The following is a 26,092-nucleotide window of genomic DNA, read 5'->3' on the forward strand; positions in this document are numbered from 1 at the left end:
CCTACCGGCGGGCGACGTCGACCTCGAGGTCGAGCAGGTGCGGGTTGCGCCCCTCGGCCCGGGCCAGGGCGGCGCCCAGCAGCTCGCGGAACAGCGGTGCCGGGCGGTCGGGACGGCTCTTGAACTCCGGGTGGGCCTGCGTCCCGACCCAGAACGGGTGCCCGACGAGCTCGACGAACTCGACCAGCCGCCCGTCGGGCGACGTGCCGCACGGCACCAGCCCGCTGCTCTCGACGCGCGACCGGTACTTGGGGTTGAACTCGTAGCGGTGTCGGTGGCGCTCCGAGACCACCTGTTGGCCGTAGGCCTGCTCGACCTGGGAGCCGGCCGTGAGCACGGCGATGTAGGCGCCCAGGCGCATGGTGCCCCCCAGGTCGACGACCTTGCGCTGGCTGTCCATCAGGTCGATCACCCGGTGCGGCGAGTGAGGGTCGAACTCGCTCGAGTGGGCCCCGGCGAGGCCGAGCACGTTGCGCGCGAACTCGATGACCATCACCTGCATCCCGAGGCACAGCCCGAGGCACGGCACCCCGTGCTCGCGGGCGTAGCCGGCCGCGGCGATCTTGCCCTCGATCCCCCGCTCGCCGAACCCGCCCGGGATCACGATGCCGTCGAGGTCGGCGCAGGCGCCCGCTGGCCAGCAGCCCCTCGACGTCCTCCGCCTGGATCCAGTCGATCTCGACCTTGGCGCCGTGGTGGAACCCGGCGTGCTTGAGCGCCTCCACGACGGACAGGTACGCATCGGGGAGGCTGACGTACTTGCCGATGAGCCCGATGCGCACCGGGCGGGTGGCGGCCTCGACCCTGGCCACCAGCCCCTCCCACGCCGACAGGTCGACGGCCCGGTCGCCGAACCCGAGCAGCGAGCAGACGCAGCCGTCGAGCCCCTCGTCGTGGAGCACCAGGGGGATCTCGTACAGGTTCGCGGCGTCAGGGGCGTTCACGACGGCCTCGAGGGGCACGTCGCACAGGTTGGAGATCTTGCGCTTCAGGGCTTCGGAGATGGGCGCCTCGCTCCGGCACACGATGGCGTCGGGCTGGATGCCGCGGCTGCGCAGCTCGGTAACGGAGTGCTGCGTGGGCTTGGTCTTCTGCTCGCCCGACGGGCCGATGAACGGCACCAGGGTGACGTGCACGTAGCACACGTTCTCGCGCCCCACATCCTTGCGGAACTGCCGGATGGCCTCGAGGAACGGCAGGATCTCGATGTCGCCCACCGTGCCGCCGACCTCGGTGATGACCACGTCGACGTCGTCGGTGGCGAGCAGCCGGATACGGCGCTTGATCTCGTCGGTGATGTGGGGGATCACCTGGACGGTCTTGCCCAGGTAGTCGCCGCGGCGCTCGGCGGCCAGGACCGCCTGGTAGATCGAGCCGGTCGTGGCGTTGGAGTCGCGCGACAGGCTCTCGTCGATGAACCGCTCGTAGTGGCCGAGGTCGAGGTCGGTCTCGCCGCCGTCGTCGGTGACGAAGACCTCGCCGTGCTCGAACGGGTTCATCGTGCCCGGGTCGACGTTGATGTACGGGTCGAGCTTCTGCATGGTGACCCGCAGGCCCCGGGCCTTGAGCAGCCGCCCGAGCGACGAGGCGGTGAGGCCCTTGCCGAGCGAGCTGGCCACGCCTCCGGTCACGAAGATGTGCTTCGTCACAGGGGCGCCCTCCTCGCGGCTCGACCGACCGCAGGAGGGTAGCGCGGCGACCGCCGGCGGCTGGCGGACCCGCGGCCGGCGGCTGGCGGACCCGCGGCCGCCGGACCCGCCGGCCCGGCCCCGACCGGTCAGGGCCGGCGGCCCAGGCGGTCGAGGAAGCGCAGCGGGGGCACCCGGTCGATGATCCGGCTGAAGCTCACCCGCTCGCTGAGCAGGTTCAGCCCGCCCACGGCGACCAGGGCCCCGAGCCGCACCCCGGGCGAGCCCACCAGCACCACCCCCAGCCCCAGGACGCCGCCGACCGGGTTGGCTCCGGCGTCCCCCAGCATCAGCCGCTCCCGCAGGTCGGGCAGCAGGAGCCCGGCCGCGCCACCCACCACGGCCGCGACCATGGCCAGCTGCGGCTGGGCCCCCGCCACCGCGAGGAGCACCACCAGGCAGAGCAGCGCGACCTTGGTCGTCCGCCCCGGCGCCCGATCGAGGAGGTTGGCGAGGTTGGCGGCCAGGGCCACCAGGGCGGCGTCGACCAGCAGCCAGCCGGGCTGGCCCTCCCGCAGGGGCGCCACGGCCACCACCGCCAGGGCGGCTCCGCCGACCAGCTTCACCGCGCCGGTGGTGAGGTGCCCGTGGGCCAGGGCCCGCAGGTGACCACCGAAGCCCCGCGCGTCGGCGCCGCCGGCGACGTCGTCGAGCAGCCCGAGCAGCGAGAGGCCCAGGGCCACCAGCAGGGTCAGCCAGCGCCCGAACCCGCCGTCGAGGTCGACGGCCCGGGTGAGGGCGTCGAAGAACCCCAGCACGGCCTCCACCGCCAGCGCCGCCAGCACCACGAGCACGCCCGCCCCGGCCGGCACCAGGCTGCCGCGCACGTTCGGGCGCAGGAACGTCGGCTGCTCGAAGGCGGGGCCCAGGAGCCTCCAGCCGAAGGCGGCGAGCAGCGCGGCCGAGACCCCCGCCAGGACGGTCGTCACGACGGCAGGCTCCGCACGGCGAGCACCGAGAGGTACGGCAGGAGGACCACGAGCATCATCGCCGGCACCGCCACCCCTGAGTCGTTCAGCGCGAAGCCCAGCAGCCCCGCCACCAGGGCACCCACCAGGCAGGCCCGCAGCCCGGGGACGCGCTCCTGGAGCAGGCCGAGCCGGCCCGTGGGTCGCCAGGTGAGGAAGGCCAGGAAGGCCAGGCCCACGGGGATGAGGTACGCCCACACGGACGACGTGAGGATGGAGAGGTTCGCCTCGAGCTTGCGCTGCAGGATCGGGCCGGCGCCGCCCTCGGTGAGCCGCTCGACGAAGCGCCCCAGGTGGGTCCGCTGGTCGGTCGGCCGGCCGAGGTCGATCGCCGCGAACAGCCCCAGGGTGAGCACCGTGGCCAGCACCACCGCCGCGACCCGGAGCCAGCCGAGGCGCCACCCCGCGAGGATCGCGAGCACGGCGACGAACGCCGGGAACGTGGCCAGCACCCCGCCGACGTCGGACCCCATCCACGGGAGGCCGTCGACCACGAGGGTGACGCCGAGCACCGCCGCCGCGACCCCGAGCGGCCCGGCGGCCCGCTCGGGGCGGTCCCGGGCGGGCGGGCTGCCGTCGGGGGCGGGGGCCACCCGGCCGAGCATCGCCCACGCCATGGTGGCGGTGGCGATGGCGGCCATGGCGAGGAGGGCGAAGGCGAGGTTGCCGAAGCCGGCGAAGCGACCGGCGATGATCGGTGAGTAGCCGAACACCGTGTCGATCTGCAGGCGGGAACCGGTGGCGACGTCGACGACCAGGATCACTACGACCAGCCCGGTGAGGGCGAGGGGCGGCCCGAGCAGCCCGGCCCGGCCGAGGGGCAGCGACGCCGCGGCCAGCGCGCACGCAGCCGCCAGCGCGGCGATCGTGTAGCCGGCCACGCCCAGGCGGTCGTAGGGCACGAGCCCGGACAGGAAGGCCACCGAGGGGAAGGCCAGCACGGCCAGGGCGGCGACGGCGAGGGCCGGCCGCCAGCGCACCCACCCCCGGAACAGGGCGAGGATCACGGCCAGGTAGACGAGCACTTGGAGCACGATGAACACGACCGTCACCGGCCCCACCGCCCGGTCGCGGAACACCGCCAGCTCGTTGGCCCGCACCAGGTCGGCGACCGTCGACGCGTCGGGCGCGCGGCCGCCGGCCGACGTGACCGCCGTGCCGTTCATGGCGTCGGGGACGTCGACCCCGAGGGCGTCGAGCACCGTGGGCGCGATGTCGGGGAGGGTCACGTACCCGCCCCGGCGGGTCGTGGCGCTGCGGGCCAGCCCGGGCTCGACGCCGGGGCCCGCGAGGGCGAACACCGTGAGCTGCTCCTCGGCACGGGGCGAGGCCGGGCCGACCAGCATCACCACGTCGCGCGCCGGGTCGACGAGCTCCAGCGCGCCGGCGAGGAGGCGGTCCGAGTCGCGCATGGCGGCCGCTTCGAGCGCGTCGCGGGCGCCCGGTGCGCTCACGGCCCGGTACGTGTCCGTCCGCTCCAGGTCGCTGGCCTCGAGCACGAGCAGGTCGGTGTCGTCCCACGCGTCCCGCGCCGCCGCGAGGGCTGCGTCGACGTCGAGGCGGATGCCGTAGGGCGCGGCCGGATCGGCCACGAGGAGGCCGCGATCCACCGACCCTCCCGCCGCCGCGCCCCGCCGATCCACGACCGCCAGCGCAACCTCCCGATGCCACTCCTCGACGCCCGCCGGCGTGACCACGTCGGCGTTGCCGACGGCTGCGGCCCGCAGGCCGGCCCCGGCGAGGGCCTCGCCCAGCGCGCCGGGCTCGGCCCCGTAGCTCAGCCGGTCGTTGCGCGCCGTCAGCTCGGCGATACCGGGGAACAGGATCGCACCGTCGGCGACGGCACCGGTGCGGCGCTCGTAGGCCTCGGCCACGTCGCCGTCCTCGAACGGCGCGGACGGCCCCCCGGCCAGCCCGACCTGCACGGGCTCGGCCGCCGCCCGGTTGCCGGCGCTCAGGGTGGCGTAGCCCTCGCCCAGCGAGGTCTTGGGCCCGATGGTGCGGACGCTGAGCGAGGCGACCGCACTCCGCTCCAGCAACCCGAGCAACGCCGGCGGGCGGTACCGCTCCACCATCGCCCAGGTCACGCGGGGAAGGCTCACCACGAGCACCCGCCCGGCCGAGCGCTCCCCGTCGCCGGGTGTGGCACCGGCCGCCGGCGCGGCGCCGGCCAGCACGCCCAGTGCCATCACCATCCCGGCCAGGGCCGCCATCCGCCGCAGTGCGCTCATGTCCACCCCAGCGTCGCGCGGTACACGGCCGCCACCGCGTCCACCAGCCGACCGCGGTCGAGGTGGTCCGCGGCGCGGGTGCGGGCGGCGGCCACCCGCCGCGCCCCCTCGGAGGGGTTCGTGAGCGCGTCCTGCAGCGCGGCGGCGAGGGCCGGCGCGTCGCCGATCGGCACCAGCCAGCCCGACACCCCGTCCTCGACGAGCTCCGGCACGAAGCCGACGGGCGTGGAGACCACCGGCCGGCCGAGCTCCAGCGCCTCGGCCACGACCAGGGGGCCCGACTCCCACAGCGACGGCACGGCCACCACGTCGGCCGCCGCCAGCTGGTCGGCCGCGTTCGGCGTGGCGCCGGCGAACACCACCACCCCGCCCAGGCCCAGGCGCACGGCCCGGTCGCGCAGCTCCTGCTCGAGCGGCCCCTGCCCCACCAGGGCCAGCCGTACGAGCGGCAACCGCTCCCGGAGGGCCGCGGTGGCGTCGAGCAGCACGTCGAGCCCCTTCTGGGGGTGGAGCCTGGCGACCGTGACCACCAGCGGCGCCGCGGGGTCGACGCCCAGCGCCCGGCGAGTCTCCGCCGGGGTGTGGGTCGGCTGCGGGCCGGGGCCGACCGGGGGCACGACCGTGATCCGCCCGGCCGCCCGCGACCCGGCGAACCGCTCGGCGATGCCGGGGGACACCGCGATCACGGCGTCGGCACGGCCCGGCAGCATCCCCTCCATGACCCGCAGCACCGGCGCCGCCGGCCCCGCGGCCTCGTCGAGCACCAGGTTGTGCACGGTGACGACCAGCGGTGGGCGCGAGCGCAGGCTGCCCGCCACCCACCCGGCCTTGAGGCCGTGGGCGTGCACCAGGTCGGCACCCCTGAGGAGCGGCGCGAGCTGCCGGCGGGCCCGGAGGGCCTGGACCGCCGAGCTGCCCGCGGGTACGTCGACGACCGCGTCGAGCTCGCCCACCCCGTCGAGCACCCCGGCCGGCCCGGCCACCGCCACCTCCCAGCCGCGGCGGCGCAGCTCGGCGGTGAGGGTGACCACGTGGCGCCGGATGCCGCCGGTCGAGGGTCCGAGCAGCTGGAGCACCCGGCCCGTCCGCTCAGGGGCCATGGGCCACCTCCGGCGCCGCCAGCACCGCCACCGGGCCGGGACCGCCGGTCAGCCGCTGGATCGCCAGGTAGAGCGCCAGGGCGATCGAGGCTCCCAGCGCCACGGTCACCAGAGCGTCCCACCGGCTGACGCCTCCCACGGCTCGGTCGACGAGGGCCGCCGCCGCCGTGGCGACCGCGGCCGCCAGGAGCGATCGCAGGAGCCCCGTGGCGGGATGCGGGCGCGCCCCGGCAGGCAGGCGCCGCACCATCAGGGAGAACAGGGCGACGGCGCCGGCGAGGTACGCGGCCGAGTGCGCTGCGGCCAGGCCGGCGACGCGGTCGGCCGGGTCGAGCGCCACGGCGGCCAGCACCATGAGGGTCGCGCCGGCCGCCACCACACCCACGTTCACGAGTGCCGGGAGCCGGGCGTCGCCGTCGGCGTAGAAGGCACGCGTGAGCAGCAGGACGACGCCGTAGCCGAGCAGGCCCGGCGCGAACCACCGGAGCGCCGCGGCGACCTGCTCGGTTCCGGCCCCGGCGGCCGCCCCGAACAGAGTCAGCCTGGCCACCGGCAGGGCCAGTGCCGCGAGCAGGCCGGTGGCGGGCAGCAGGTACCACCCGATGGCGTTCACGCCGTGCTGCACGGAGCCCGCGTACGCGGGCCAGTCGCCGTCCCTCGCCTCCCGGGACAGCCGCGGGAACAGCGTGGTGTACACGGGCACCGCGAAGAGCGCGACGGGCAGCAGGAAGAAGGTGAAGGCCACCTGGTAGGCCACCACCCCTCCCTCCACGCCGTTGGCGAGGATCAGCACCACGAGCAGGAGCACCTGGGTGAGGGCGAGGAACAGCGCCGCCCAGGCCCCCTGGCGCCCGAGCAGCCGCACGAGGGGATGGCGGTGGTCGAATCGGGGCCGGAGCGAGAACCCGGTGCGCATCACCCCCAGCACCGGCACGGCCGTCATCCCGACCACCCCGAGCGTGGTGCCACCCGCGAGCACGAGCTTCTGGGCGAGGGTGATGTCGAGCGAGGGTGCGGCGCCGTCGCGCATCCACCAGAACGCGAGGTACGTGGCGATGACGATGACGTTGTTCACCACCGGTGCGAACACGGGCAGTGCGAAGCGGCTCTCGGCGTTCAGCACGCCGGTGGCCACGAGCCCGGCCGCGTAGAGCACCACCTGGGGGAGGAAGAACCACAGGAAGAACGTGCCGAGACGCACCTGCGCCTCGCGGATCGCGGGGTCGTCGACCCCCGACACCAGCACCTCCATGATCCACGGCGCGGCCAGCATGCCGAGGGCGGCCACGGCGGCCAGCACCAGGCCCAGCAGGCCGAGCACCGATCCGGCCACGTGCTCGGCCTCCCCCCGCAGGTGCCGGTCGAGCAGGTGCACCAGCGTCGGGACCAGCACCGCCTGGAGGGCGCCCGCCGCGAACAGCTCGAACAGCAGGTTCGGGACGCTGTTGGCCGACTGGTAGGTGTTGCCCAGGTACGTCGTGCCCAGCACCGCCGCCACCACCAGGATGCGCACGAACCCGGTGACCCGCGACAGGGCGGTGAGCGCGGACATGCTCGCCGTCGCCCGGACCAGGCTCCGACCCCGCGACGCGGCAGCGGTCACGGGAGCGGTGCAGGAAGGAGGCGTTGGGCGTCGCCGGCGGTCCCGTACTGGCCGACCACCCCGTCGGGCAGCTGCTCGAGGGCGATCACCACCGCGGCCTGGCCCGCGAAGCGCTGGAGATCGTCCACGGTGGACACCCGCCGGGCCAGGGCCTCGTCGCTCCGGATCCACGACACGAAGACGTCGACGGGACCGTCCTCGCTCGGTTCCGAGGACTCGGCCGCGACCGCGGGCGCCGGGTCGGCGGTGGCGAGCACCCGCACGAGCGGATCCATCAGGTCGCCGTCGGGCAGCACGGCCCCCGCGCCGGACACCAGCACCACGCGGGTGCCGGGCAGCGGCACCGAGGCGGGGTCCGCCCCCTCCGGCGCCACCAGCTCGCCGTCGAGGAAGCCAGCGTCGAGCAGCTCCCGCAGCAGGGTGCCGGCAGAGGACGTGCCGTCGGCCGGCGGGACGGACGTGGTGGGCGCGCCGGTGGTGCCCGGGGCCGGTTCGGGTGAGGTGCCCGCCGTCGCCTCCGGGCCCGGGGCGGGCTCCGACGGCACACCGGCACCGGCACCGGCACCGGCATCGACATCGGCGCTGGCCGTGGCCAGGAGGGCCGTGCCGAGGCGCGCCGCCAGGACGTCGCGCACCCGGCGGGGATCGGTGCTCGGCGTGCCCACGATGGCGGCCAGCTCGGCCACGTCGTCGGGGTCGGCCAGCGCGAGCCGCTCGGTGAACCGGAGCGCTCCCTGGTACCGGGCGCCGGCCGAGCCCAACGAGACGGCCAGCTCGTCGACGGGCTCCTGGGCGACCCCCTGCATGCTCAGGACGAGCAGCGGTACGTCGGCCAGGCGGCCCGCCAGCAGCAGCGAGCCCTCGTCGGCCAGGGCGTCGCGCTCGGCCTCGAGCCGATCGACCTCGCCGCGGAGGCGGTCGTTCTCGGCCTGGGTGTCCTCGAGGCGCCCCTCGAGGGAGTCGAGGCGATCCTCCAGGGCACCGACGATGGCACGGTCTACGATGGTCGACCCCACCGTCACCCCGATCCCGAGGGCGAGGAAGACGGCCACGATGCTGACGATGTGATACCGCAGGTTGACCACGGGCTGCCTACCGGAACGTGAGCCACAGGCTGCGGACGAACAGCCGGAGGGGCTCGCTGACGATGGTGATGACGACCAGGGTGAACAGGGCCGACACCACCAGCAGGGTGAGGTCGCGCTTGCGGATCCGCCCCTGGTAGAGCCGGTTCACGCCCTTGGCGTCCACGAGGATCGGCCCGACCTTCAGCCGGACGAGGAACGTCGACGCCATGCCGGCGCGGCCCTTGTCGAGGAAGTCGACCATCGAGGAGTGGGTCCCGACCGCCACGATGAGCTCGGCTCCCCGCTCGTAGGCCAGCAGCATGGCGATGTCCTCGCTGGTGCCGGCCGCCTCGAACACCTGGTACGGAAGGCCGAGCGCCTCCAGCCGCTCGGCGCCCGGGGCCCTGCCACCCGGGTACGCGTGGACCACCAGGCGGGCCCCGCAGCGCAGGGCCGGCTCGGAGACGGAGTCGAAGTCGCCGATGATCACGTCGGGTCGCTCCCCCAGCTCGAGGAGCGCGTCGGCGCCGCCGTCGACCCCGATGAGCACCGGGCGGAGGTCGTGGAGGTAGCCCCCCCGCCGGAGGGCGCCCAGGTCCTCCCGGTAGTCGTGGCCGCGCACCACGATGAGCGCCTGCCGGTCCCGGAAGTCGATCCCGACGTCGGGGACGGTGACGTCGTCCGTCGCCAGGTGGCTCTCCCGGCGGACGTACTCGAGGGTGTTGGCCGCGAACCGCTCCAGCTCGGCACCCAGGTTGTCGCGCGCCAGGTCGATCCTCGCCTCCACCGACGCCACGTCCTGGCGCACACCCGAGGCGACCACCTGCCCACCCACCACCACGTCGGCCCCGTCGACGGTGACCGCCACGCCCTCGGTGACGGCGTCGAAGACCCCGACCCCCACCTCGTCCACGACGACCACGCCCGCTTGGACCAGCAGCAGGGGCCCCGGGTTGGGATAGCGACCCGACACCGACGCGGCCACGTTGACGACGGCGGCCGCACCCGCCGCGATCAGGCCCTCGGCCGCGACGCGGTCGAGGTCCTGGTGGTCGATCACCGCCACGTCGCCGGGTTGCAGGCGCTTCACCAGGTCCTTGGTGCGCCGATCGACCCGTGCCGGTCCGGTGACGAGGCCAGCGCCCCGCTCGCGCAGCGCCATCAGCGCCGGGCCCCCCGCCGCCCGGTGCGCGGGTCCGCGACCCGGCCGCTCCGGCGCTGGCGCGCCTCGGCCAGCAGCTCCTCGGCGTGGTCGCGCCCCGTCCCGCTGTCGGGCAGCCCGGACAGCATCCGTGACAGCTCGACCACGCGCTCCTCGGGGCCGAGGCGGTGCGCCCTGGTCACGGCCCGGCCCCCCTCCTCCTGCTTGTGCAGGCCGATCTGCTCGTCGGCGAAGGCGGCCACCTGCGGCAGGTGGGTCACGACCAGCACCTGATGCTCCTCGGCCACCACCGCCAGCGCCCGACCCACGGCGAGCGCGGCCTGGCCGCCCACACCCGCGTCGACCTCGTCGAACACCAGCGTCGGCGGGGCCTCGCTCAGCACCAGCCGCAGGGCCAGCATGGCCCGGGCCAGCTCCCCGCCCGACGCCACCCGCGCCAGCGGCAGGAGGGGCTCGCCCGGGTTGGCGGCCAGGAGGAACGTCACGTCGTCGCCGGGGTCGGGCCCCGCCACCTGCACATGGAGGCGGGCCTTGGGCAGCGCCAGCTCCACCAGGTGGGCGCCGACGGCGGCGGCCAGCGCCGGGGCGGCCGCCCGCCGCGCCACCCCGACGGACGCGGCCGCGACCTGCTCGGCCTGCTCCACGCCGGCGCGCTCCCGTTCGAGGCCGGCCACCTGCTCGTCGTGCGCCAGGAGGACGGCGAGTCGGCGACCGGCCTCGTCGCGGTAGGCGAGCACCGCACCCAGGTCGTCGCCGTACTTCCGGCAGAGGTCATGCAGCAGCCGGCGTCGGCGGCGGACCTGATCGAGGCGCTCGGGGTCGTCGTCGATGCCCTCCCCGGCGGTCCGGAGGTCGACCGCGGCCTCGGCGATCTCGGCGGCCACCGCCCGGAGACGGGCCTCCAGCGCCGAGAACGGGGATCGTCCGGCGATGGTGGCCAGGGCCGTGCCGACGGCGTCGATCCCGCCGCCGTCGTCGACGAGGGCGGCGTGAGCCCGGCCGGCGGCATCGATGTGCTCCTGGGCGTGGGCGAGGCACTCCTCCTCGGCCTCCAGCGCCGCGTCCTCGTCCGGGTCGTCGAGGCCTGCCGCGGCCAGCTCGTCGAGCTGGAAGCGCAGCAGGTCGGCCTCGCGGGCGCGGGCGCGCGCGTCACCACCGAGGGCCGCCAGGGCGGACGCGAGCTCGAGGAGGCGCCGCCGCGCCTCGAGCAGCGGCACCAGGTCGACCCCTCCGAAGCGATCGAGGGCGTCCCGCTGCACGGCCGGGGCCAGGAGGGACTGGTGGGTGTGCTGGCCGTGCAGGTCGACCAGCAGACGACCCAGCTCGGCCAGGCTGGCCGCGGTGGCCATCCGCCCGTCGATGTAGGCACGGGACCGGCCGTCCCTGGGGACCACCCGCGCCAGCACCAGCTCCTGGCTGTCGACGACGAAGCGGCCCTCCACACGCGCCTCGGCGGCCCCCGGGCGGACGAGGACCGGGTCGGCCCGTCCCCCGACGAGCAGCTCGATGGCCTCGACCACCAGGGTCTTGCCGGCCCCGGTCTCACCGGTGAGCGCGGTCATGCCCCCGCCGAGCACGAGCGAGAGGTCGTCGATCACCCCTAGGTCGTGCACGGCCAGCTCGACGAGCACGGCGTCCTCAGCGGCCGACCCGCGCCGCCGGCCGGCGGTGGGCGGTGTGGGGGCACGTTCGGCGCAGGCGGGGTGGCATCACGTCGTCAACGATCGTTGAGGCCGAACTTGGCCTTCAGGATGCGATGGAAGTTCCGGGGACCGAACACGACGAGCCGGGCCGACGGCGCCGCCGCCGTGCACGAGACCACGTCCCCCTCGACGAGGGTGCCGAGGTTCCGACCGTCGACCGACAGGGTGGCCGGCCGGCCGCCCAGGACCTCGAGGCGCAGCACGGTCGTGGGCTCGAGCACCAGCGTCCGGTCGAAGAGCATGTGGGGCGAGACGGGCGTGAGCAGCAGGGCCCGGTGCTCCGGGGCGACGATCGGACCCCTGGCCGAGAACGCGTACGCGGTGGAGCCGGTGGGCGTGGCGACGATGAGGCCGTCGGCGGCGTAGGTCGTGAAGAACTCGCCGTCGATCGACACGCCGAGGCGCACGGTGTGGCCCATCGGGGTCTTCTCCAGGACCGCCTCGTTCAGCCCGGTTGCGGTGCTCGCCGGCTTGCCGGCCGGCTCGGCGGTCACCGAGAGCATCATCCGCTCCTCGATCGCGTAGTCGCCCCGCCCGAGGCGGACCAGGGCGGCATCGAGGGCGGCCGGCTCCACCTCGGTCAGGTAGCCGAGCTGGCCGACGTTGACGCCGAGCACGGGCACGCCCGCCGCCGCGACCAGGTCGACGGTGCGAAGCATCGTGCCGTCGCCCCCGAGGCTGAGGGCGACGTCGGCACCGGAGGCCAGCTCGGCGTCGGGAACGCCCAGCTCGCCCAGACCGGCCACCTCGGCGTCGGCGGCCGGGATGCGGATCTGGTGGCCGCCGTCGAGCAGCTCGCGTGCGACCAGCCGGGCCAGCTCGGCGGCACGGGGACGCTGGTGGTGCAGGACGACCACGAAGGTGCTCACCGGTCAGCCACCGGGGCCTCGCCGGCCGCTTCGGCGACGGCCCTCTCCCTCGTCGCGGCGGGGGCCGGGGCGTCGATGGCCCCGCCCGGTGCCCGGACGTGGACCAGGAACTCGGCGTTGCCGTCGGCGCCACGGATCGGAGAGGCCATCCACCCCATGATGGTCCCACCCCGGACCACGAGGGCGTCGTCCACCTCCGCGAGCACCCGGCTCCACACGGCCGGGTCCCGGATGACGCCCCCTCCCCGGTCCGCCTCGCGGCGGCCGGCCTCGAACTGCGGCTTCACGAGCAGGACCAGGTCGGCTCCCGGTCGGCACACGCCGAGGAGCGCGTCCAGGACCGCCCGGAGCGAGATGAACGACAGGTCGGCCACGACCAGGTCGACGGAACGATCGTCGAGCGCGGCGAGGTCGAGGTTGCGGATGTTGGTGCGCTCCCGCAGGTCGACGCGGGGATCCCGGCGGAGGCGTTCGTGCAGCTGACCGTGCCCCACGTCGACGGCCACCACCTGGCTCGCTCCCCGTTGCAGGAGGCAGTCGGTGAACCCACCGGTGGACGCACCGGCGTCGAGGGAGCGTCGGCCCGTCGGGTCGACCCCGAAGCGGTCGAGCGCGGCCTCGAGCTTGTGGCCGCCGCGGCCGACGAAGCGCGGCGCGGGGGAGGCCAACACCAACGCCTGCCCGGGGCCGACCAGCCGCGACGGCTTGCCGGCCGGCGCGCCGTCGACGAGGACGTGACCCCCCTCGATCTGCGCCCTGGCCTCCTCGCGGCTCACGACCAGGCCACGACGGACCAGTTCGACGTCGAGGCGCCGCCGCGGCCCCACGGGCGGCTCGACGCCGAGCGGATCAGCCGGCGGGCCGCTCGGCCGCCGGCTTCCTGGCGGTGGCCTTCTTGGCCGCCGGCTTCCTGGCGGTGGCCTTCTTGGCCGCCGGCTTCCGGGCGGTGGCCTTCTTGGTCGCCTCGGTGGCCTTCTTGGTGGCCTTGGTGGCCTTGGTGGCCTTCGTGGCCTTGGTCGCCTTGGTCGGGGCGGCCTTCGGGGCGCCGGGCCTGCCGGCCCTGGCGATGGCCTCGATGCGCTTCTCGATCCGGACGATGTCGGCCTTGGTGGCGACACCGAACCCGGACACCTGCGCCGTGACCTCCTTGCGGATCGCGGCCATCAGACGCTCGGAGTTCTTGCGGCTCCGCTCCACGAGCTCCTGGACGGCGGACTGCGCCTGATCCGCCTGCAGCTCACCGGTCCGCACGAGCCGGTTGACGATCGCCTCGGCCCGGGACTGGGTCATCTGCGTGAACTTCATGCCCTCGTCGAGATACCGCTTGAGCACGTCCGATTGCGCCATGAGGCCACCGTACCGACGGACCCTCCCCGGCGCAACGACCCCCCGTCCGCCGACGCGGCCGTCGGTAGGGTGCGCCCGTGATCCCGCTGCGAGACGCCAACCCCACCCGGCGCCTCCCCGTGGTCACGATCGCCCTCATCGTCGTGAACGTGGTGGTCTACCTGTTCGTGCAGGTACCGGCTCGCGGCACCGACGTCGTCGACGTCGACGGGAGCCAGGTCCGGATCGACGGCGAGCTGCGCTTCAACCTCGAGCACGCCGCGATCCCGTGCGAGGTGACGCAGGGCGAGCCACTGACGCTCACCGAGATCGGCCGGACGTTCGTCCAGGGTGACGACACCGCCTGCGAGCCCGACGCGACCGGGCCCGAGCTGTTCTCCGACAAGAACGTGTACCTGGCCCTCGTCGTGTCGATCTTCCTGCACGGCGGCCTGCTCCACCTGGCCGGGAACATGCTCTTCCTGTGGGTGTTCGGCGACAACATCGAGGATCACCTCGGGCCCGTCCGGTTCCTCGCCTTCTTCCTGCTGGCCGGCGTGGCCTCCTCGCTGGCCCACGTGGCGGTGCAGCCCGCCAGCACGGTTCCGGTGGTGGGGGCGTCGGGCGCCATCGCCGGGGTGATGGGCGCGTACCTCGTGTGGTTCCCGCGGGCCCCGATCCACACGCTGTTCTTCCTGATCATCGTGTTCTGGCGGCGCATCGAGGCCCGCTGGGTCCTGCTGTTCTGGTTCGTCTCCCAGTTCTTCCTGAACCCGAACACCGGGGTGGCGTGGGTGGCCCACGTCGGGGGCTTCGTCTTCGGGGTGGTCGTCGGCGTGGCCGCGCGCAGCAGCGAGGCGGTGAGGCGGCTCGTGTGGCGCTCCGAGTTCGTCACCTCCCGGGGCTGGGACGAGACCGGCGGCTACCCTTCCTCTCGCTGAGGAGGGCGGGGGTGCCCACCCGGGGGGAGGTGGTGCGTGGACGTCTCGTTCGACGAGCTGGCCGACGACTTCTTCGGTCGGATCGAGCGCATCGTGTGGTGCACGGTGGCCACGGTCGACGCACGGGGGCGGCCGCGGAGCCGGCTGCTCCACCCCATCTGGGAGCGCCCGGCCGGAGCCGCGGGGCCGGTCGGCTGGATCGCCACGGGTCGCGACTCGCACAAGGCGCGCCACCTCGCCGCCAACCCGTTCGTGTCCTGCACCTACTGGGATCCCCAGCACCAGCAGGTCTACGCCGACTGCGAGGCCCGGTGGGTCGACGACCCGGACGAGAAGCAGCGGCTGTGGGACCTCTACAACGGCACGCCGCCGCCCCTCGGCTACGACCTCGCCCTGTTCTGGCGCAACGGTCCGGGCGACCCCACGTACGGCCTGCTGCGGCTCGACCCGTGGCGGGTCGAGGTGTCGGCGCTGGCCGACATGATGACCGGCGCCCCACCGCGGGTGTGGCGCCCGCAGGGCTGAGCGGGCCGGCGCGCGGGCGGCGCGGGCCTCGGCGTCAGCGACCCAGACGGTCGGTGACCAGCGTGGCGAGATCGGCGGCGGTCGCGGCGGGGGTCGGCTCGACCGGGAGGTCGCCCGGCGTCGTCACGCCCGAGAGCACGAGCCCGAAGGGGCAGCCGAGGGCCTCCGCGAAGCGCCCGTCGGTGTCGGGCCGGTCGCCCACCATCATCGCCGGGGGGCCGCCGAGCAGGTCGAGGAGCAGCCCGGCCATGGCCGGGTACGGCTTGCCCGCCACCGTGGGCGCGGCGCCCGCGCCGGTCGCGACGGCCGCGAGGATCGAGCCGCACCCGGGGATCGGCCCGGCCGGGGTCGGGTACGTGGCGTCGTCGTTGGTGGCGAGCAGGCGGGCCCCCCGCCGCACCGCGGTGGCCGCGATCCGCAGCCGCTCGTAGTCGAAGCTGCGGTGGAAGCCGACCACGACCGCGTCGGCATCACCGTCGTGCACCGGATGGGCGCCCCGGCGCTCCAGCGCCTCGACCACGCCGGGCCCTCCGCACACCAGGACGCGCTCGCCCGGGGAGACGAGCGTGGCTGCCGCAGCCGCCGAGGTGATCACGTCCTCGGCCGCCGGGATGCCGAACGCCGCCAGCTTGGCCTCCACGTCGCCGACCGGCGAGAACGAGTTGTTCGTCACGAACAGCACCCGCTCGCCGGCCGCCCGCAGCCGCTCCACCGCCCCGGCCGCGCCCGGCAGGACCTGGTCGGCCAGCCACACCACCCCGTCGAGGTCCAGCACCCAGGCCACGGGGCGGCATCCTGGCACGCCCGGCCCGACCCGGGCCCCGCGTCTGCTACGAAAGGAGCCCGTGCCCCGGTTCGAGCCCTTCTCCGGTATCCGCTACGACACCGAGCGGGTCTCGCTGGCCGACGTGACCGCCCCTCCCTACGACGTGATCAGCGCCGACGAGCGCGCGCGGCTGGCCGCGCGCTCACCCGTGAACGTGGTGCGGATCGACCTGCCCGAGGACGACGGCACCGGTGACCGCTACCAGGCGGCGGCCCGAACCCTCGAACGGTGGCGCCGTGAGGGGGTCCTCGTCGCCGACGAGGAGCCGTCGTTCTACGTGCACCGCATGGGGTACCACGACTCCCGCGGGCGGGCCCGCCAGACCGCCGGGGTGATCGGCGCCCTCGAGCTCGTCCGGCCGGGCGCGGGTGGCGTGCTCCCCCACGAGCGCACCACCCCGAAGGCCCGCACCGACCGCCTGCAGCTGCTGCGCGCGTGCCGGGCGAACCTGTCGGCGGTGTGGGGGCTCTCGCTGGCCCCCGGCCTGGTGTCGCTGTGCGAGCTCCCCGGCGCGCCGGTGGGTCGCTTCACCGACGACGCCGGCGTCCACCACCGCCTCTACCGGATCTCCGAGCCGGCGGTGGTCGAGGCCCTCGCCGACACCGTGTCGTCCGCCCCCGTGATCATCGCCGACGGCCACCACCGGTTCGAGACCTCGCTCGCGTACCGCGACGAGCGCCGCGACGGGGCCGGCGGGAACCCCGGGCCGTACGACCTGGTCATGACGTACGTGGTCGAGCTCACCGAGAGCCAGCTCGACGTGCTGCCCATCCACCGCCTCGTCGACGGGCTGCCTCGTGCGATCGACGTGCTCGAGGCCCTGGCGCCGTTCTTCGATGCGGGCAGCTCGACCCCGCTCGACGACGCGGCGCTGGCCACCATCACCGACCGGATGGCCGAGGCCGGCGCGCTGGCGCTGGTGCTGCCCGAGGGCCTGTGGCTGCTCCATCCCCGCGCCGAGGCCTTCGGCGGGGTGGACGACCTCGACTCGGCGCGCCTCGACCTCGCGCTGGCCGCCCTGCCCCCCCACGGCCTCGCCTATCAGCACGGCGTCGACAACGTGGTCCGCGAGGTCCGGGCCGGGCACGCCGACGCCGGGGTGCTGCTGCGGCCGGCCAGCGTCTCCCAGATCGCCGCGACCGCGCACGATCACCGGCTGATGCCGCCGAAGAGCACCTTCTTCGCCCCGAAGCCCTGCACCGGGCTCGTGCTGCGCGACCTCTCCTGAGCCGGCCCGGCCCCGTCGACGGCGCCGTCAGCCCCCGGGGCCGGTGACGAGGGCCAGCACCTCGTCGAAGCCCTCGCGCATGCACGCCGTCAGCACGGCCCCGTCGGGGATGGCGGCCGCGTCGCTGGTCACGCCCATGCAGCACAGGTCGCCGTGGGACAGCAGGGTGACGTTGGTCGCCGCCCCCTCGGTCGGGCCCAGCGCGTACCAGCGCCGCACCCGCGAGCCGGCGAGGTACACCGTTGCACCCGGGATCCCGGGCACGTTGCTGGTCAGGAAGTCGACGTGCTTGAGCATGCCCCCGAACAGGGCCGTCATGGCCGTCGTGGGCAGGCGGTTGAGCACCCCGGCGATGGCGGGCGTGGCCTCGACGGCCGGCTCGGCTCGCCAGGTGCGCGAGATCTCGCCGATCAGCTCGATCCGCCGGCGTGGATCGGCCTCGCCCACCGGCATGCGCATGCGCAGCGGCGAGATCCGGTTGCCCCCGAGCGGGTCGCCCTCGTCCCGCAGGCTCACGGGCATGGTCATCCGCAGCTCGTCGACGCTGGTGCCGTGGCGCTCGTGATAGCGGCGGAGCCCGCCGCACACGGCGGCGATGAAGGCGTCGTTGAGGCTGCCCCCGGCCGCCTTGCCCGCCAGCTTCAGCTCGTCGAGCGGCACGTCGAACACGTCGTAGCGCCAGCGGGCACTGCGCTCCCGCATCACCGGCGACAGCATGGTGGTGGCCGGTGCCAGGAGCTTCACCACGGATCGGCCCATCCGCACGGCCTCCGCGGTCGTGCCGATCGGGTCCCGCAGCGCCCGGACGGCCAGCCGCCCGAGCACGCCCGGCAGGCGCCGGGCGGTGCCGGCGGCGTCGCCGATCGCCATCCCCAGGGCGTCGCGCACCAGGTCCGCGGGTCCGATCGGCTCGCCCTCGGGCACCGGCGGGGCCGACGGCGGCTCGGCCGGCATCCGCTCCGCGTCGAGCATGCGAAGGGCGAGCTCGATCCCCCCGACGCCGTCGATGACCGAGTGGTGGACCTTCATCACGAGGGCCGCTCCCCCGTCGGCCATGCCCTCCACCAGCGTGAACTCCCACAGCGGCCGGGCCCGGTCGAGGCCGCTCATCCCCCAGGCCTGGGCGAGCTCGAGCACGGCGTCGAGGTCGCCGGGCGGGGGCGCCGAGACCCGCCGCACGTGGTACGCGAGATCGAAGTCGGGGTCGACCGCGTAGCGGGGCAGGCCGAGGCGCAGCGGCGGCATCATCACCCGCTGGCGGAGCCGGAGGACGAGGCGGCTGGCCAGGTCCATCCGCGAGCGGAACCGCTCCCAGTCGGGCGCGCGGTCGAGCACCATCACCGCCGTGATGGTCCCGCGGAGCATGGGGTCCTTCTCCATGTTCCACATGAGCGCGTCGGAGTCGCTCATGTGGACCTCGAACCGGTCGGCCATCGTGGTCTCCCCCCTCGGGTCTCCCGCGTCGGGCACCCGCTCGGCCGTCTCCGGCAGCGTCAGACCTCCCAGGTCGCACCCGAGCGCAGCAGGCCGGCCAGGTCGCCGGGGCCCTTCGACTCCCGGGCGGCCTCGAGCTGCTGGGCCGTGCGCGACGCGAACTCGGGTCGGACCACGTCGCGGAACACGCCCATCGGCGTGGGCGAGGTCGGTCCATGGCTGAGGCGCGACAGATCGAACGCGAGCGAGGGGTCGTCGACGTGCTCGTCGTGCACCACCAGGGCGGCCTCGCCCACGTCGGCCACGTCGACGAGGCGGAGGTGCCCGGCCGAGTCGCGGGCCACGCCCTTCCCGCCGCCGGCGCCGAAGCGGATCGGCTCGCCGTGGTGGAGGGGGATCAGCATCTCGTCGCGGGTGGCCTTGCTGGTGACCTGCTCGAAGGCACCGTCGTTGAAGACGTTGCAGTTCTGGTAGATCTCGACGAAGGCCGCTCCGTCGTGGGCGTGGGCGCGCCGGAACGTCTCCATCATGTGCTGGCGGTCCATGTCGTGGGTGCGGGCCACGAACGTGGCCTCGGCCCCGATGGCCACGCTGATGGGGTTGAAGGGGTGGTCGAGCGAGCCGAACGGCGTGCTCTTGGTCACCTTCCCGAGCTCGCTGGTGGGCGAGTACTGGCCCTTGGTGAGGCCGTAGATCTGGTTGTTGAACAGCAGGATCTTCACCTTCACGTTGCGGCGGAGCGCGTGGATCAGGTGGTTGCCGCCGATCGAGAGCCCGTCGCCGTCGCCGGTGATCACCCAGACGTCGAGGTCGGGCCGGGCCAGCGCGATCCCGGTGGCCACCGCCGGAGCCCGGCCGTGGATGGAGTGCATCCCGTAGGTGTTCATGTAGTACGGGAAGCGGCTCGAGCAGCCGATGCCGGAGATGAACACGGTGCGCTCGGGGCGGACGCCCAGCTCGGGCAGCACCAGCTGCATGGCCGCGAGGATCGAGTAGTCGCCGCAGCCCGGGCACCACCGCACCTCCTGGTCGCTCGACCAGTCCCTGCGGGTCGTGGTGGTCGTGGCGGTGTCAGCCATCGATCGCCTCCTGGATCGCCGTCTCCAGCTCTCCGGCCGTGAAGGGGGTGCCCTGCACCTTGCTGACGGCGCGGGCGTTCACCAGGAACTCGGCCCGGACGAGCCGGGACAGCTGCCCGAGGTTCATCTCGGGAACGAGGATCGTCGGGTGGCGCCGCAGTACCTCACCCAGGTTGGCCGGGAAGGGGTTGAGGTGCTCGAGGTGGGCCCTCGCCACCTTCCCGCCGCGGAGGCGGACGCGATCGACGGCCGCGCCGATCAGCCCCCACGTCGAGCCCCACCCCAGCACCAGCACCTCGGCGTCGGGGTCGCCCTCGACCTCCACGTCCGGGATGTCGCGCACGACGCCGGCCACCTTGGCGGCGCGCAGGTGGACCATCCGCTCGTGGTTGAGGGGGTCGTAGGAGATGTTGCCGTCGCCGTCGCTCTTCTCGATGCCCCCGATGCGGTGCATGAGCCCCGGCGTCCCCGGGAGGGCCCAGGGGCGAGCGAGGGTCTCCGGGTCGCGCAGGTAGGGCCAGAAGTGCTCGGACCCGTCGTCGGCCACGTGGTTCGGCGCCGTGGCGAACTCCACCCGGATCGGCGCCAGGTCGGCGACGTCGGGCAGCCGCCACGGCTCGGAGCCGTTGGCGATGTACCCGTCGGAGAGCAGGATCACGGGCGTGCGGTACGTGAGCGCGATCCGTGCCGCCTCGATCGCGGCGAAGAAGCAGTGCGACGGGCTCCTGGCCGCGATCACCGGCAGGGGGGCCTCGCCGTGGCGCCCGTACATGGCCTGGAGCAGGTCGGCCTGCTCGGTCTTGGTGGGGAGCCCGGTGGACGGCCCGCCGCGCTGGATGTCGACGATCACCATCGGCAGCTCCATGCTCACCGCCAGACCGATCGTCTCCGCCTTGAGCGACAGGCCGGGCCCGCTGGTGGTGGTGACCGCGAGGTGGCCGGCGAACGCAGCCCCGAGGGCCGAGCCGATCGCGGCGATCTCGTCCTCGGCCTGGAAGGTGCGCACGTCGAAGCGCTTGTGCTTCGACAGCTCGTGCAGGATGTCGGACGCCGGCGTGATCGGGTACGACCCGAGGAACACCGGCAGCCCGGCCAGCTGGCCGGCGGCCACCAACCCCCACGCCAGGGCGGTGTTGCCGGTGATGTTGGTGTAGGTGCCCGACGGCAAGGGGGCCGGGTTGACCCGGTAGGCGTGGTCGAACAGCTCGGCCGTCTCGCCGAAGTGGTACCCGGCCTTGAACGCCGCGGTGTTGGCCCCGGCCACCTGCCGCGACTTGCCGAAGCGGTGCTGGATCCAGTCCAGGGTGGGCTCGACCGGGCGCGTGTACATCCAGGTGATGAGCCCGAGCGCGAAGAAGTTCTTCGACCGCTCGGCGTCACGCGGCTTCACCCCGAGCTCGGTGGTCGCCTCACGGGTCAGCGACGTCATCGGCACCCGGTACACGGTGAAGCCCTCGAGCGACCCGTCGTCGAGCGGGTTGGCGGCGTAGCCGGCCTTGGCCAGGTTCCGGTCGTCGAAGCCGTCCTCGTTGACGATGAGGGTGCCCCCGGGCTCCAGGTGGGTCAGCTCGGCCTGGAGCGCCGCCGGGTTCATGGCGACGAGCACGTTGGCCTGGTCACCGGGGGTCGTGATGCGGTGATCCGAGATGTGCACCTGGAACGCGGACACCCCGGCGAGCGTCCCCGCAGGGGCGCGGATCTCAGCGGGGAACTCGGGCAGGGTCGCCAGGTCGTTGCCCAGCACCGCGCTCACGCTGGTGAAGCGATCGCCCGTCAGCTGCATCCCGTCGCCGGAGTCGCCGGCGAAGCGGATGACGACCTCGTCGAGGTCCTTGGTGGGCGCCTCGTGCCCCAGGGTGTCGGCCACGGTGTGTCCCTTCGCGGTGGGGCGACAGGTTCGGCCGTGGATCGTACCGGGGGCGGCGGCGCGAGTCCGGTACCCCTCTTCTCACCTGGAGCCCGTCGGGGCCGGACCCGCCGCCGGCACCGACGAGCCGACGGATCAGGCGATCGTCACCGAGGCGTCGAGGTAGACGTCCTGGATGGCGTTGAGCAGCTCGACACCGTCCTTCATGGGCCGCTGGAAGGCCTTGCGCCCGCTGATGAGGCCCATGCCCCCGGCCCGCTTGTTGATCACCGCGGTGCGCACCGCGGCGGCCAGGTCGCCGGCGCCCTTCGACTCGCCACCCGAGTTGATGAGCCCGATCCGGCCCATGTAGCAGTTCACCACCTGCCAGCGGGTGAGGTCGATCGGGTTGTCGGTGGTGAGCTCGTCGTAGACGAGCTTGCTGGTCTTGCCGAAGTTCAACGCCGGGTACCCGCCGTTGTTCTCCGGCTGCTTCTGCTTGATGATGTCGGCCTCGATGGTGACGCCGAGGTGGTTGGCCTGCCCGGTGAGGTCGGCGGACACCGCGTAGTCGACGCCGTCCTTCTTGAACCCCGAGTTGCGCAGGTAGCACCACAGCACCGTGAACATGCCCAGGCGGTGGGCCTCGGCGAATGCCTCCGTGACCTCCTGGATCTGGCGGGTGGCCTCGTCGGAGCCGAAGTAGATGGTGGCGCCCACGCCCACCGCGCCCAGGTCGTGGGCCTGGCGGACCGAGGCGAACATGATCTGGTCGAACTTGTTGGGGAGCGTGAGCAGCTCGTTGTGGTTGAGCTTCAGGATGAACGGGATCCGATGGGCATAGCGCCGCGACACCACGCCGAGCACCCCGAGCGTGCTGGCGACGCCGTTGCAGCCGCCCTCGACGGCCAGCTCGCAGATGTTCTTCGGGTCGAAGTAGGCCGGGTTGGGGGCGAAGGACGCCGCCGCCGAGTGCTCGATGCCCTGGTCGACCGGCAGGATCGACACGTAGCCCGTGCCGGCCATCCGCCCGGTGTTGAACAGGGAGGCCAGGTTGCGGAGCACCGCCGGGGAGCGGTCGCTCTCGACCAGCACCTCGTCGAGGTACTGGGGACCCGGGAGGATCAGATCCTCTCGGGGGACGGTCTTGCACTCATGGCTGAGCAGGCTCTCGGCCTCCTCGCCAAGCAGACCTTGGACGTCCACGGATGCCTCCTCCGCTCGGGCCCGTGGGCCACTGCCGACGGTGCCCACCCTACCCCTCCTGCTGCTCCCGCCTCACATGGCCGCGGCCGGGCACGGGATCGATCGTGATCCGGGCCCGCGCCCGGTCGAGCAGCGCGATCACCCGGCGGCCGCGGCCGGCCGCGACCACCGAGTCGGCGACCACCTCGGTCCGGCTGGCGGTGGCTCCGCCGGCCCGGAAGTACCGCCGCCGGACCCGGCCGGTCACGACGACCTCGGTGCCGGCGGCGAGGGTGCGGGCCCGGGCCGGCGGCCGCGGCCACACCACGGGCACCGTGTCGGTGGGGCCCACCTCCGGCCGGACGGTGACCTCGAGGGCGACCAGCTCGTCACCCGACGGCAGGCGACGCACCGCGGCAGGCCGCGAGAGCGTGCCCTGGAGCACGACCACGTTCATGACAGGACCCTCCGAGCGAGGAACCGGGCGACGGAGGGGGAAGCGACCTGATGGTAGCGAGGGGGTGTGTCAGCCGGCGCGCTCTCAGCGCAGCGTGCGGAGGCGCTCGCTCACGTCGGCGAAGCCCGGATCGTCGGCCGCGACCCGACGGAACAGGGCCCGGGCGCGGGGCAGGTCGCCCGCGCGCTCGTACAGCGCGGCCAGCGCGTACCACTGCCGGAGGTGGTGCTCCTCGGGCCGCTTGGTGGGCCGCATGGCCCGCTCCAGCAGGCGGACCCCATCGGCGAGCCGGCCGGTGTCGGCGAGGGTGCCGGCCATCACGATCCGGCCCTCGGCCACCAGCCCTGCCCCGGGGGACGCCGCTCGCAGCTCCTCCCACAGGGCCTCGACCCGGTCGGGCCGACCCAGCGCCCGGTAGCAGTCGGCCAGCACCGGGTGCTGCTCGGTCGAGCCCGTGAGGGTGCGGAACGCCTCGAGCTCGCGGGCCGCCTCCTGCCACCGACCGAGCCGGTACAGCGTAAGTCCGAGCAGCTCGCGGACGGCGGGGGCGGCGGGCGCCTCGACGGCCAGGGGCTTCAGCATGCGCCGGGCGTCGAGGTAACGCTCACGATCGAAGGCACGCGCGGCGTCGCCCAGGCGTTCGCGGAGCCGGGGCGCCCGGCTCGGCCCGACCACCCGCTCGAGCTCGACCCCCACCTCGTCGGGGATGCCAGCCGCCGCCTCGCCGCCGCGCCGGGGGCGTCCCGGTGCCCGGGCGCCGGGGCTGGCCGCGGCCCGGCCGACGGCCTCCTCGGCCGCCGACCGCACGGGCCCCTCGTCGATCCACTGCTCGCTCGGCGGCGGGACCACCCCGGGCCGCCCACGCTCCGCGGCCCCTCGCGCCGCCGCCGAGGCCGACGGGGGGCGCCCATCGCCCAGCGCACCCGCACCGCGGCGCGCCACGCCGCCCCAGCCGGCGCGCCGCGCTCGGTCGCTGCGCTCGTCCCGCTGCCGTCGCCGCTCGTCCTCGGCGCTGCCCCGTCCGCCCGCCGGGCCGCGCGGGCCACCCCTGGCCGCACCCCGACGATCGTCGGCACGCCCCGACGCGGCACCCTCGCCTCGCCCCGCGGCCCGCCCCGCACCCCGGGCCGTCGCAGCACGACGCCCGTCGCGCGCGCCGGCGTCGCCCCGGCCGGCCCCGCCCCGGCCGCCGCGAGGCCCGGACCGCTCGCCTCGTGGCGCACCGTCGGGGCGGCCACCCCCGGCCCGCGATCGATCACCCGCGCCGCTGCGGCCACCGGACCGTCCCGCCTGCGGCCCCCCGTCGGTGCGGCCGCCGCCGCGGCCGCTGCCCGAGCCGCTTCGGGCCCGGCCACCCCCACGACCCGCGCCGCCCCCCGAACCAGGGCGCGCGCCGCGGGCAGGATCGGTGGGCATGCCCGCAGCGTACCGACCGGGCCCCCCGCCGTCCCACTCGACCGGCGCCCGGACGCGACAGGAGCCCCACCAGCAGGTGGGGCTCCTTCGAGAGAACTCCGGCGGCGTCCTACTCTCCCAGGGGGCTTGCCCCCAAGTACCATCGGCGCTGGCGGGCTTAACTGCCGTGTTCGGAATGGGAACGGGTGTGACCCCGCCGCCATGGCCACCGGAAACCTTTGCTGTCAACGAGCGCGCCGAGACGGCGCTGCCCCCTGCAGAACTCCAGAGCGAGCACGAGCAGCAATAACCAAGCCCTCGGCCGATTAGTACCGGTCGGCTGAACACGTTGCCGTGCGTACACCTCCGGCCTATCAACGTGGTCATCTGGCCACGGGCCTTACCCGGTTAACCCGGTGGGAGACCTCATCTCGGAACGGGTTTCCCACTTAGATGCTTTCAGCGGTTATCCCTTCCGCAGGTCGCTAACCAGCCGTGCCCCTGGCGGGACAACTGGCACACGAGAGCTGCGTCCGTCCCGGTCCTCTCGTACTAGGGACAGCTTTCCTCAAGTCTCCTGCGGCTGCGGCGGATAGGGACCGAACTGTCTCACGACGTTCTAAACCCAGCTCGCGTACCGCTTTAATGGGCGAACAGCCCAACCCTTGGGACCTGCTTCAGCCCCAGGATGCGATGAGCCGACATCGAGGTGCCAAACCTTCCCGTCGATATGGACTCTTGGGGAAGATGAGCCTGTTATCCCCGGGGTACCTTTTATCCGTTGAGCGACGGCGCTTCCACACGCAACCGCCGGATCACTATGCCCTGCTTTCGCACCTGCTTGACGTGTCTGTCTCGCAGTCAAGCTCCCTTGTGCCATTGCACTCGACGCCTGATTGCCAACCAGGCTGAGGGAACCTTTGGGCGCCTCCGTTACTCTTTAGGAGGCGACCGCCCCAGTCAAACTACCCGCCTGACGCTGTTCCCGACCCGGATAACGGGCCTGGGTTAGAGTCCCGGCATGAGCAGGGTGGTATTTCAACGATGACTCCACAGAAGCTGGCGCCCCTGCTTCCCAGTCTCCCACCTATGCTACACAACACATACCAAAACCCAACATCAAGTTGTAGTAAAGGTCCACGGGGTCTTTCCGTCCTGCCGCAGCTAACGAGCATCTTTACTCGTACTTCAATTTCGCCGGGTCTGTGGTTGAGACAGTAGGAAAGTCGTTACGCCATTCGTGCAGGTCGGAACTTACCCGACAAGGAATTTCGCTACCTTAGGACCGTTATAGTTACGGCCGCCGTTTACCGGGGCTTAGGTTCAGAGCTTCGCCTTGCGGCTAACCCTTCCCCGTAACCTTCCGGCACCGGGCAGGCGTCACAGCGTATACGTCGTCTTACGACTTAGCACGCTGCTGTGTTTTTAGTAAACAGTCGCTTTCCCCTGGTCTCTGCGA

Annotated in this window: 20 protein-coding genes, 2 rRNA genes and 1 pseudogene (1 of these 23 only partly in view); 3 read left to right on the forward strand and 20 right to left on the reverse strand. The window is 73.9% G+C overall.

Annotated features, from left to right (window positions below; translation table 11 throughout):
• Window position 1 precedes the first annotated feature (1 nt).
• From IPM45_01810 to IPM45_01860, 11 genes and pseudogenes are all read right to left on the reverse strand, one after another.
• A pseudogene (locus IPM45_01810) lies at window positions 2-1,649 on the reverse strand (CTP synthase).
• A gap of 128 nt (window positions 1,650-1,777) precedes the next feature.
• Window positions 1,778-2,617 carry a hypothetical protein gene (locus IPM45_01815; protein MBK9178306.1) on the reverse strand — a complete coding sequence of 280 codons (840 nt, stop codon included), beginning with the start codon at window positions 2,615-2,617 and terminating at the stop codon, window positions 1,778-1,780.
• A complete protein-coding gene (locus IPM45_01820) occupies window positions 2,614-4,887 on the reverse strand; it encodes a hypothetical protein (GenBank protein MBK9178307.1) in 2,274 nt (757 codons plus the stop codon). The genes IPM45_01815 and IPM45_01820 overlap by 4 nt, the downstream gene beginning before the upstream one ends.
• Entirely contained in the window at window positions 4,884-5,987 is a 1,104-nt protein-coding gene (locus tag IPM45_01825) for a glycosyltransferase (protein MBK9178308.1), read from the reverse strand. The genes IPM45_01820 and IPM45_01825 overlap by 4 nt, the downstream gene beginning before the upstream one ends.
• The gene (murJ, locus tag IPM45_01830; protein ID MBK9178309.1) at window positions 5,977-7,539 is read right to left on the reverse strand and encodes a murein biosynthesis integral membrane protein MurJ; all 1,563 of its coding nucleotides are present in this window, start codon (window positions 7,537-7,539) and stop codon (window positions 5,977-5,979) included. Before murJ ends, IPM45_01825 begins: the two co-directional genes overlap by 11 nt.
• A 47-nt stretch (window positions 7,540-7,586) precedes the next feature.
• Window positions 7,587-8,675 (reverse strand): copper transporter, encoded by a 1,089-nt coding sequence (locus IPM45_01835; protein MBK9178310.1) that lies wholly within the window; start codon window positions 8,673-8,675, stop codon window positions 7,587-7,589.
• 7 nt (window positions 8,676-8,682) lie between these two features.
• The gene (locus IPM45_01840; GenBank protein MBK9178311.1) at window positions 8,683-9,819 is read right to left on the reverse strand and encodes a hypothetical protein; all 1,137 of its coding nucleotides are present in this window, start codon (window positions 9,817-9,819) and stop codon (window positions 8,683-8,685) included.
• A complete protein-coding gene (gene recN / locus IPM45_01845; GenBank protein ID MBK9178312.1) occupies window positions 9,819-11,450 on the reverse strand; it encodes a DNA repair protein RecN in 1,632 nt (543 codons plus the stop codon). The genes IPM45_01840 and recN overlap by 1 nt, the downstream gene beginning before the upstream one ends.
• A gap of 86 nt (window positions 11,451-11,536) precedes the next feature.
• Window positions 11,537-12,391 carry an NAD(+)/NADH kinase gene (locus tag IPM45_01850; GenBank protein ID MBK9178313.1) on the reverse strand — a complete coding sequence of 285 codons (855 nt, stop codon included), beginning with the start codon at window positions 12,389-12,391 and terminating at the stop codon, window positions 11,537-11,539.
• The gene (locus IPM45_01855) at window positions 12,388-13,218 is read right to left on the reverse strand and encodes a TlyA family RNA methyltransferase (GenBank protein ID MBK9178314.1); all 831 of its coding nucleotides are present in this window, start codon (window positions 13,216-13,218) and stop codon (window positions 12,388-12,390) included. Before IPM45_01855 ends, IPM45_01850 begins: the two co-directional genes overlap by 4 nt.
• 22 nt (window positions 13,219-13,240) lie before the next feature.
• Window positions 13,241-13,738: a hypothetical protein gene (locus IPM45_01860; GenBank protein MBK9178315.1), complete on the reverse strand. Its 498-nt coding sequence runs from the start codon at window positions 13,736-13,738 to the stop codon at window positions 13,241-13,243.
• A 77-nt stretch (window positions 13,739-13,815) separates the two neighbouring features.
• Here IPM45_01860 and IPM45_01865 point away from each other — a divergent pair, with 77 nt between their 5' ends.
• On the forward strand, window positions 13,816-14,658 hold the full coding sequence (locus IPM45_01865; GenBank protein ID MBK9178316.1) for a rhomboid family intramembrane serine protease: 843 nt from the start codon (window positions 13,816-13,818) through the stop codon (window positions 14,656-14,658).
• Between the two features lie 36 nt (window positions 14,659-14,694).
• The gene (locus IPM45_01870) at window positions 14,695-15,183 is read left to right on the forward strand and encodes a pyridoxamine 5'-phosphate oxidase family protein (protein MBK9178317.1); all 489 of its coding nucleotides are present in this window, start codon (window positions 14,695-14,697) and stop codon (window positions 15,181-15,183) included.
• A gap of 34 nt (window positions 15,184-15,217) precedes the next feature.
• Here IPM45_01870 and IPM45_01875 read toward each other — a convergent pair whose 3' ends face one another.
• Window positions 15,218-15,967, reverse strand: a complete 750-nt coding sequence (locus tag IPM45_01875) for an HAD-IIA family hydrolase (GenBank protein MBK9178318.1) — start codon at window positions 15,965-15,967, stop codon at window positions 15,218-15,220.
• 61 nt (window positions 15,968-16,028) lie between these two features.
• Here IPM45_01875 and IPM45_01880 point away from each other — a divergent pair, with 61 nt between their 5' ends.
• Window positions 16,029-17,237, forward strand: a complete 1,209-nt coding sequence (locus tag IPM45_01880) for a DUF1015 domain-containing protein (GenBank protein MBK9178319.1) — start codon at window positions 16,029-16,031, stop codon at window positions 17,235-17,237.
• 27 nt (window positions 17,238-17,264) lie between these two features.
• On the opposite strand, the gene IPM45_01885 is transcribed toward IPM45_01880, so the two are convergent.
• The 8 genes from IPM45_01885 to IPM45_01920 all read right to left on the reverse strand — a co-directional run.
• Complete coding sequence (locus tag IPM45_01885; protein MBK9178320.1) at window positions 17,265-18,671, reverse strand: wax ester/triacylglycerol synthase family O-acyltransferase; 1,407 nt, start codon at window positions 18,669-18,671, stop codon at window positions 17,265-17,267.
• A gap of 59 nt (window positions 18,672-18,730) precedes the next feature.
• Complete coding sequence (locus tag IPM45_01890; GenBank protein MBK9178321.1) at window positions 18,731-19,750, reverse strand: 2-oxoacid:ferredoxin oxidoreductase subunit beta; 1,020 nt, start codon at window positions 19,748-19,750, stop codon at window positions 18,731-18,733.
• Window positions 19,743-21,533 (reverse strand): 2-oxoacid:acceptor oxidoreductase subunit alpha, encoded by a 1,791-nt coding sequence (locus tag IPM45_01895; GenBank protein ID MBK9178322.1) that lies wholly within the window; start codon window positions 21,531-21,533, stop codon window positions 19,743-19,745. The genes IPM45_01890 and IPM45_01895 overlap by 8 nt, the downstream gene beginning before the upstream one ends.
• 219 nt (window positions 21,534-21,752) lie before the next feature.
• A complete protein-coding gene (locus IPM45_01900; protein MBK9178323.1) occupies window positions 21,753-22,802 on the reverse strand; it encodes a class I fructose-bisphosphate aldolase in 1,050 nt (349 codons plus the stop codon).
• A 49-nt stretch (window positions 22,803-22,851) separates the two neighbouring features.
• On the reverse strand, window positions 22,852-23,238 hold the full coding sequence (locus IPM45_01905) for a single-stranded DNA-binding protein (protein ID MBK9178324.1): 387 nt from the start codon (window positions 23,236-23,238) through the stop codon (window positions 22,852-22,854).
• Between the two features lie 84 nt (window positions 23,239-23,322).
• Complete coding sequence (locus IPM45_01910; GenBank protein MBK9178325.1) at window positions 23,323-24,087, reverse strand: tetratricopeptide repeat protein; 765 nt, start codon at window positions 24,085-24,087, stop codon at window positions 23,323-23,325.
• Window positions 24,088-24,750: 663 nt separating this feature from the next.
• Window positions 24,751-24,867: ribosomal RNA gene (gene rrf, locus IPM45_01915) — 5S ribosomal RNA — on the reverse strand.
• Between the two features lie 72 nt (window positions 24,868-24,939).
• Window positions 24,940-26,092, reverse strand: a 23S ribosomal RNA gene (locus IPM45_01920); it runs 1,909 nt beyond the window's last position.

Source organism: Acidimicrobiales bacterium, assembly GCA_016716005.1.
In the GTDB taxonomy this organism is placed as follows: Bacteria; Actinomycetota; Acidimicrobiia; order Acidimicrobiales; family JADJXE01; genus JADJXE01.

What these genes read in the sequence shown, in the direction of transcription:
- IPM45_01820 (MBK9178307.1), bottom strand. Translation starts at nt 4,887, where the DNA reads ATGAGCGCACTGCGGCGGATGGCGGCCCTGGCCGGGATGGTGATGGCA.
- IPM45_01825 (MBK9178308.1), bottom strand. Translation starts at nt 5,987, where the DNA reads ATGGCCCCTGAGCGGACGGGCCGGGTGCTCCAGCTGCTCGGACCCTCG.
- murJ (MBK9178309.1), bottom strand. Translation starts at nt 7,539, where the DNA reads ATGTCCGCGCTCACCGCCCTGTCGCGGGTCACCGGGTTCGTGCGCATC.
- IPM45_01840 (MBK9178311.1), bottom strand. Translation starts at nt 9,819, where the DNA reads ATGGCGCTGCGCGAGCGGGGCGCTGGCCTCGTCACCGGACCGGCACGG.
- IPM45_01860 (MBK9178315.1), bottom strand. Translation starts at nt 13,738, where the DNA reads ATGGCGCAATCGGACGTGCTCAAGCGGTATCTCGACGAGGGCATGAAG.
- IPM45_01885 (MBK9178320.1), bottom strand. Translation starts at nt 18,671, where the DNA reads ATGGCCGACCGGTTCGAGGTCCACATGAGCGACTCCGACGCGCTCATG.
- IPM45_01890 (MBK9178321.1), bottom strand. Translation starts at nt 19,750, where the DNA reads ATGGCTGACACCGCCACGACCACCACGACCCGCAGGGACTGGTCGAGC.
- IPM45_01895 (MBK9178322.1), bottom strand. Translation starts at nt 21,533, where the DNA reads ATGCAGCTGACGGGCGATCGCTTCACCAGCGTGAGCGCGGTGCTGGGC.
- IPM45_01905 (MBK9178324.1), bottom strand. Translation starts at nt 23,238, where the DNA reads ATGAACGTGGTCGTGCTCCAGGGCACGCTCTCGCGGCCTGCCGCGGTG.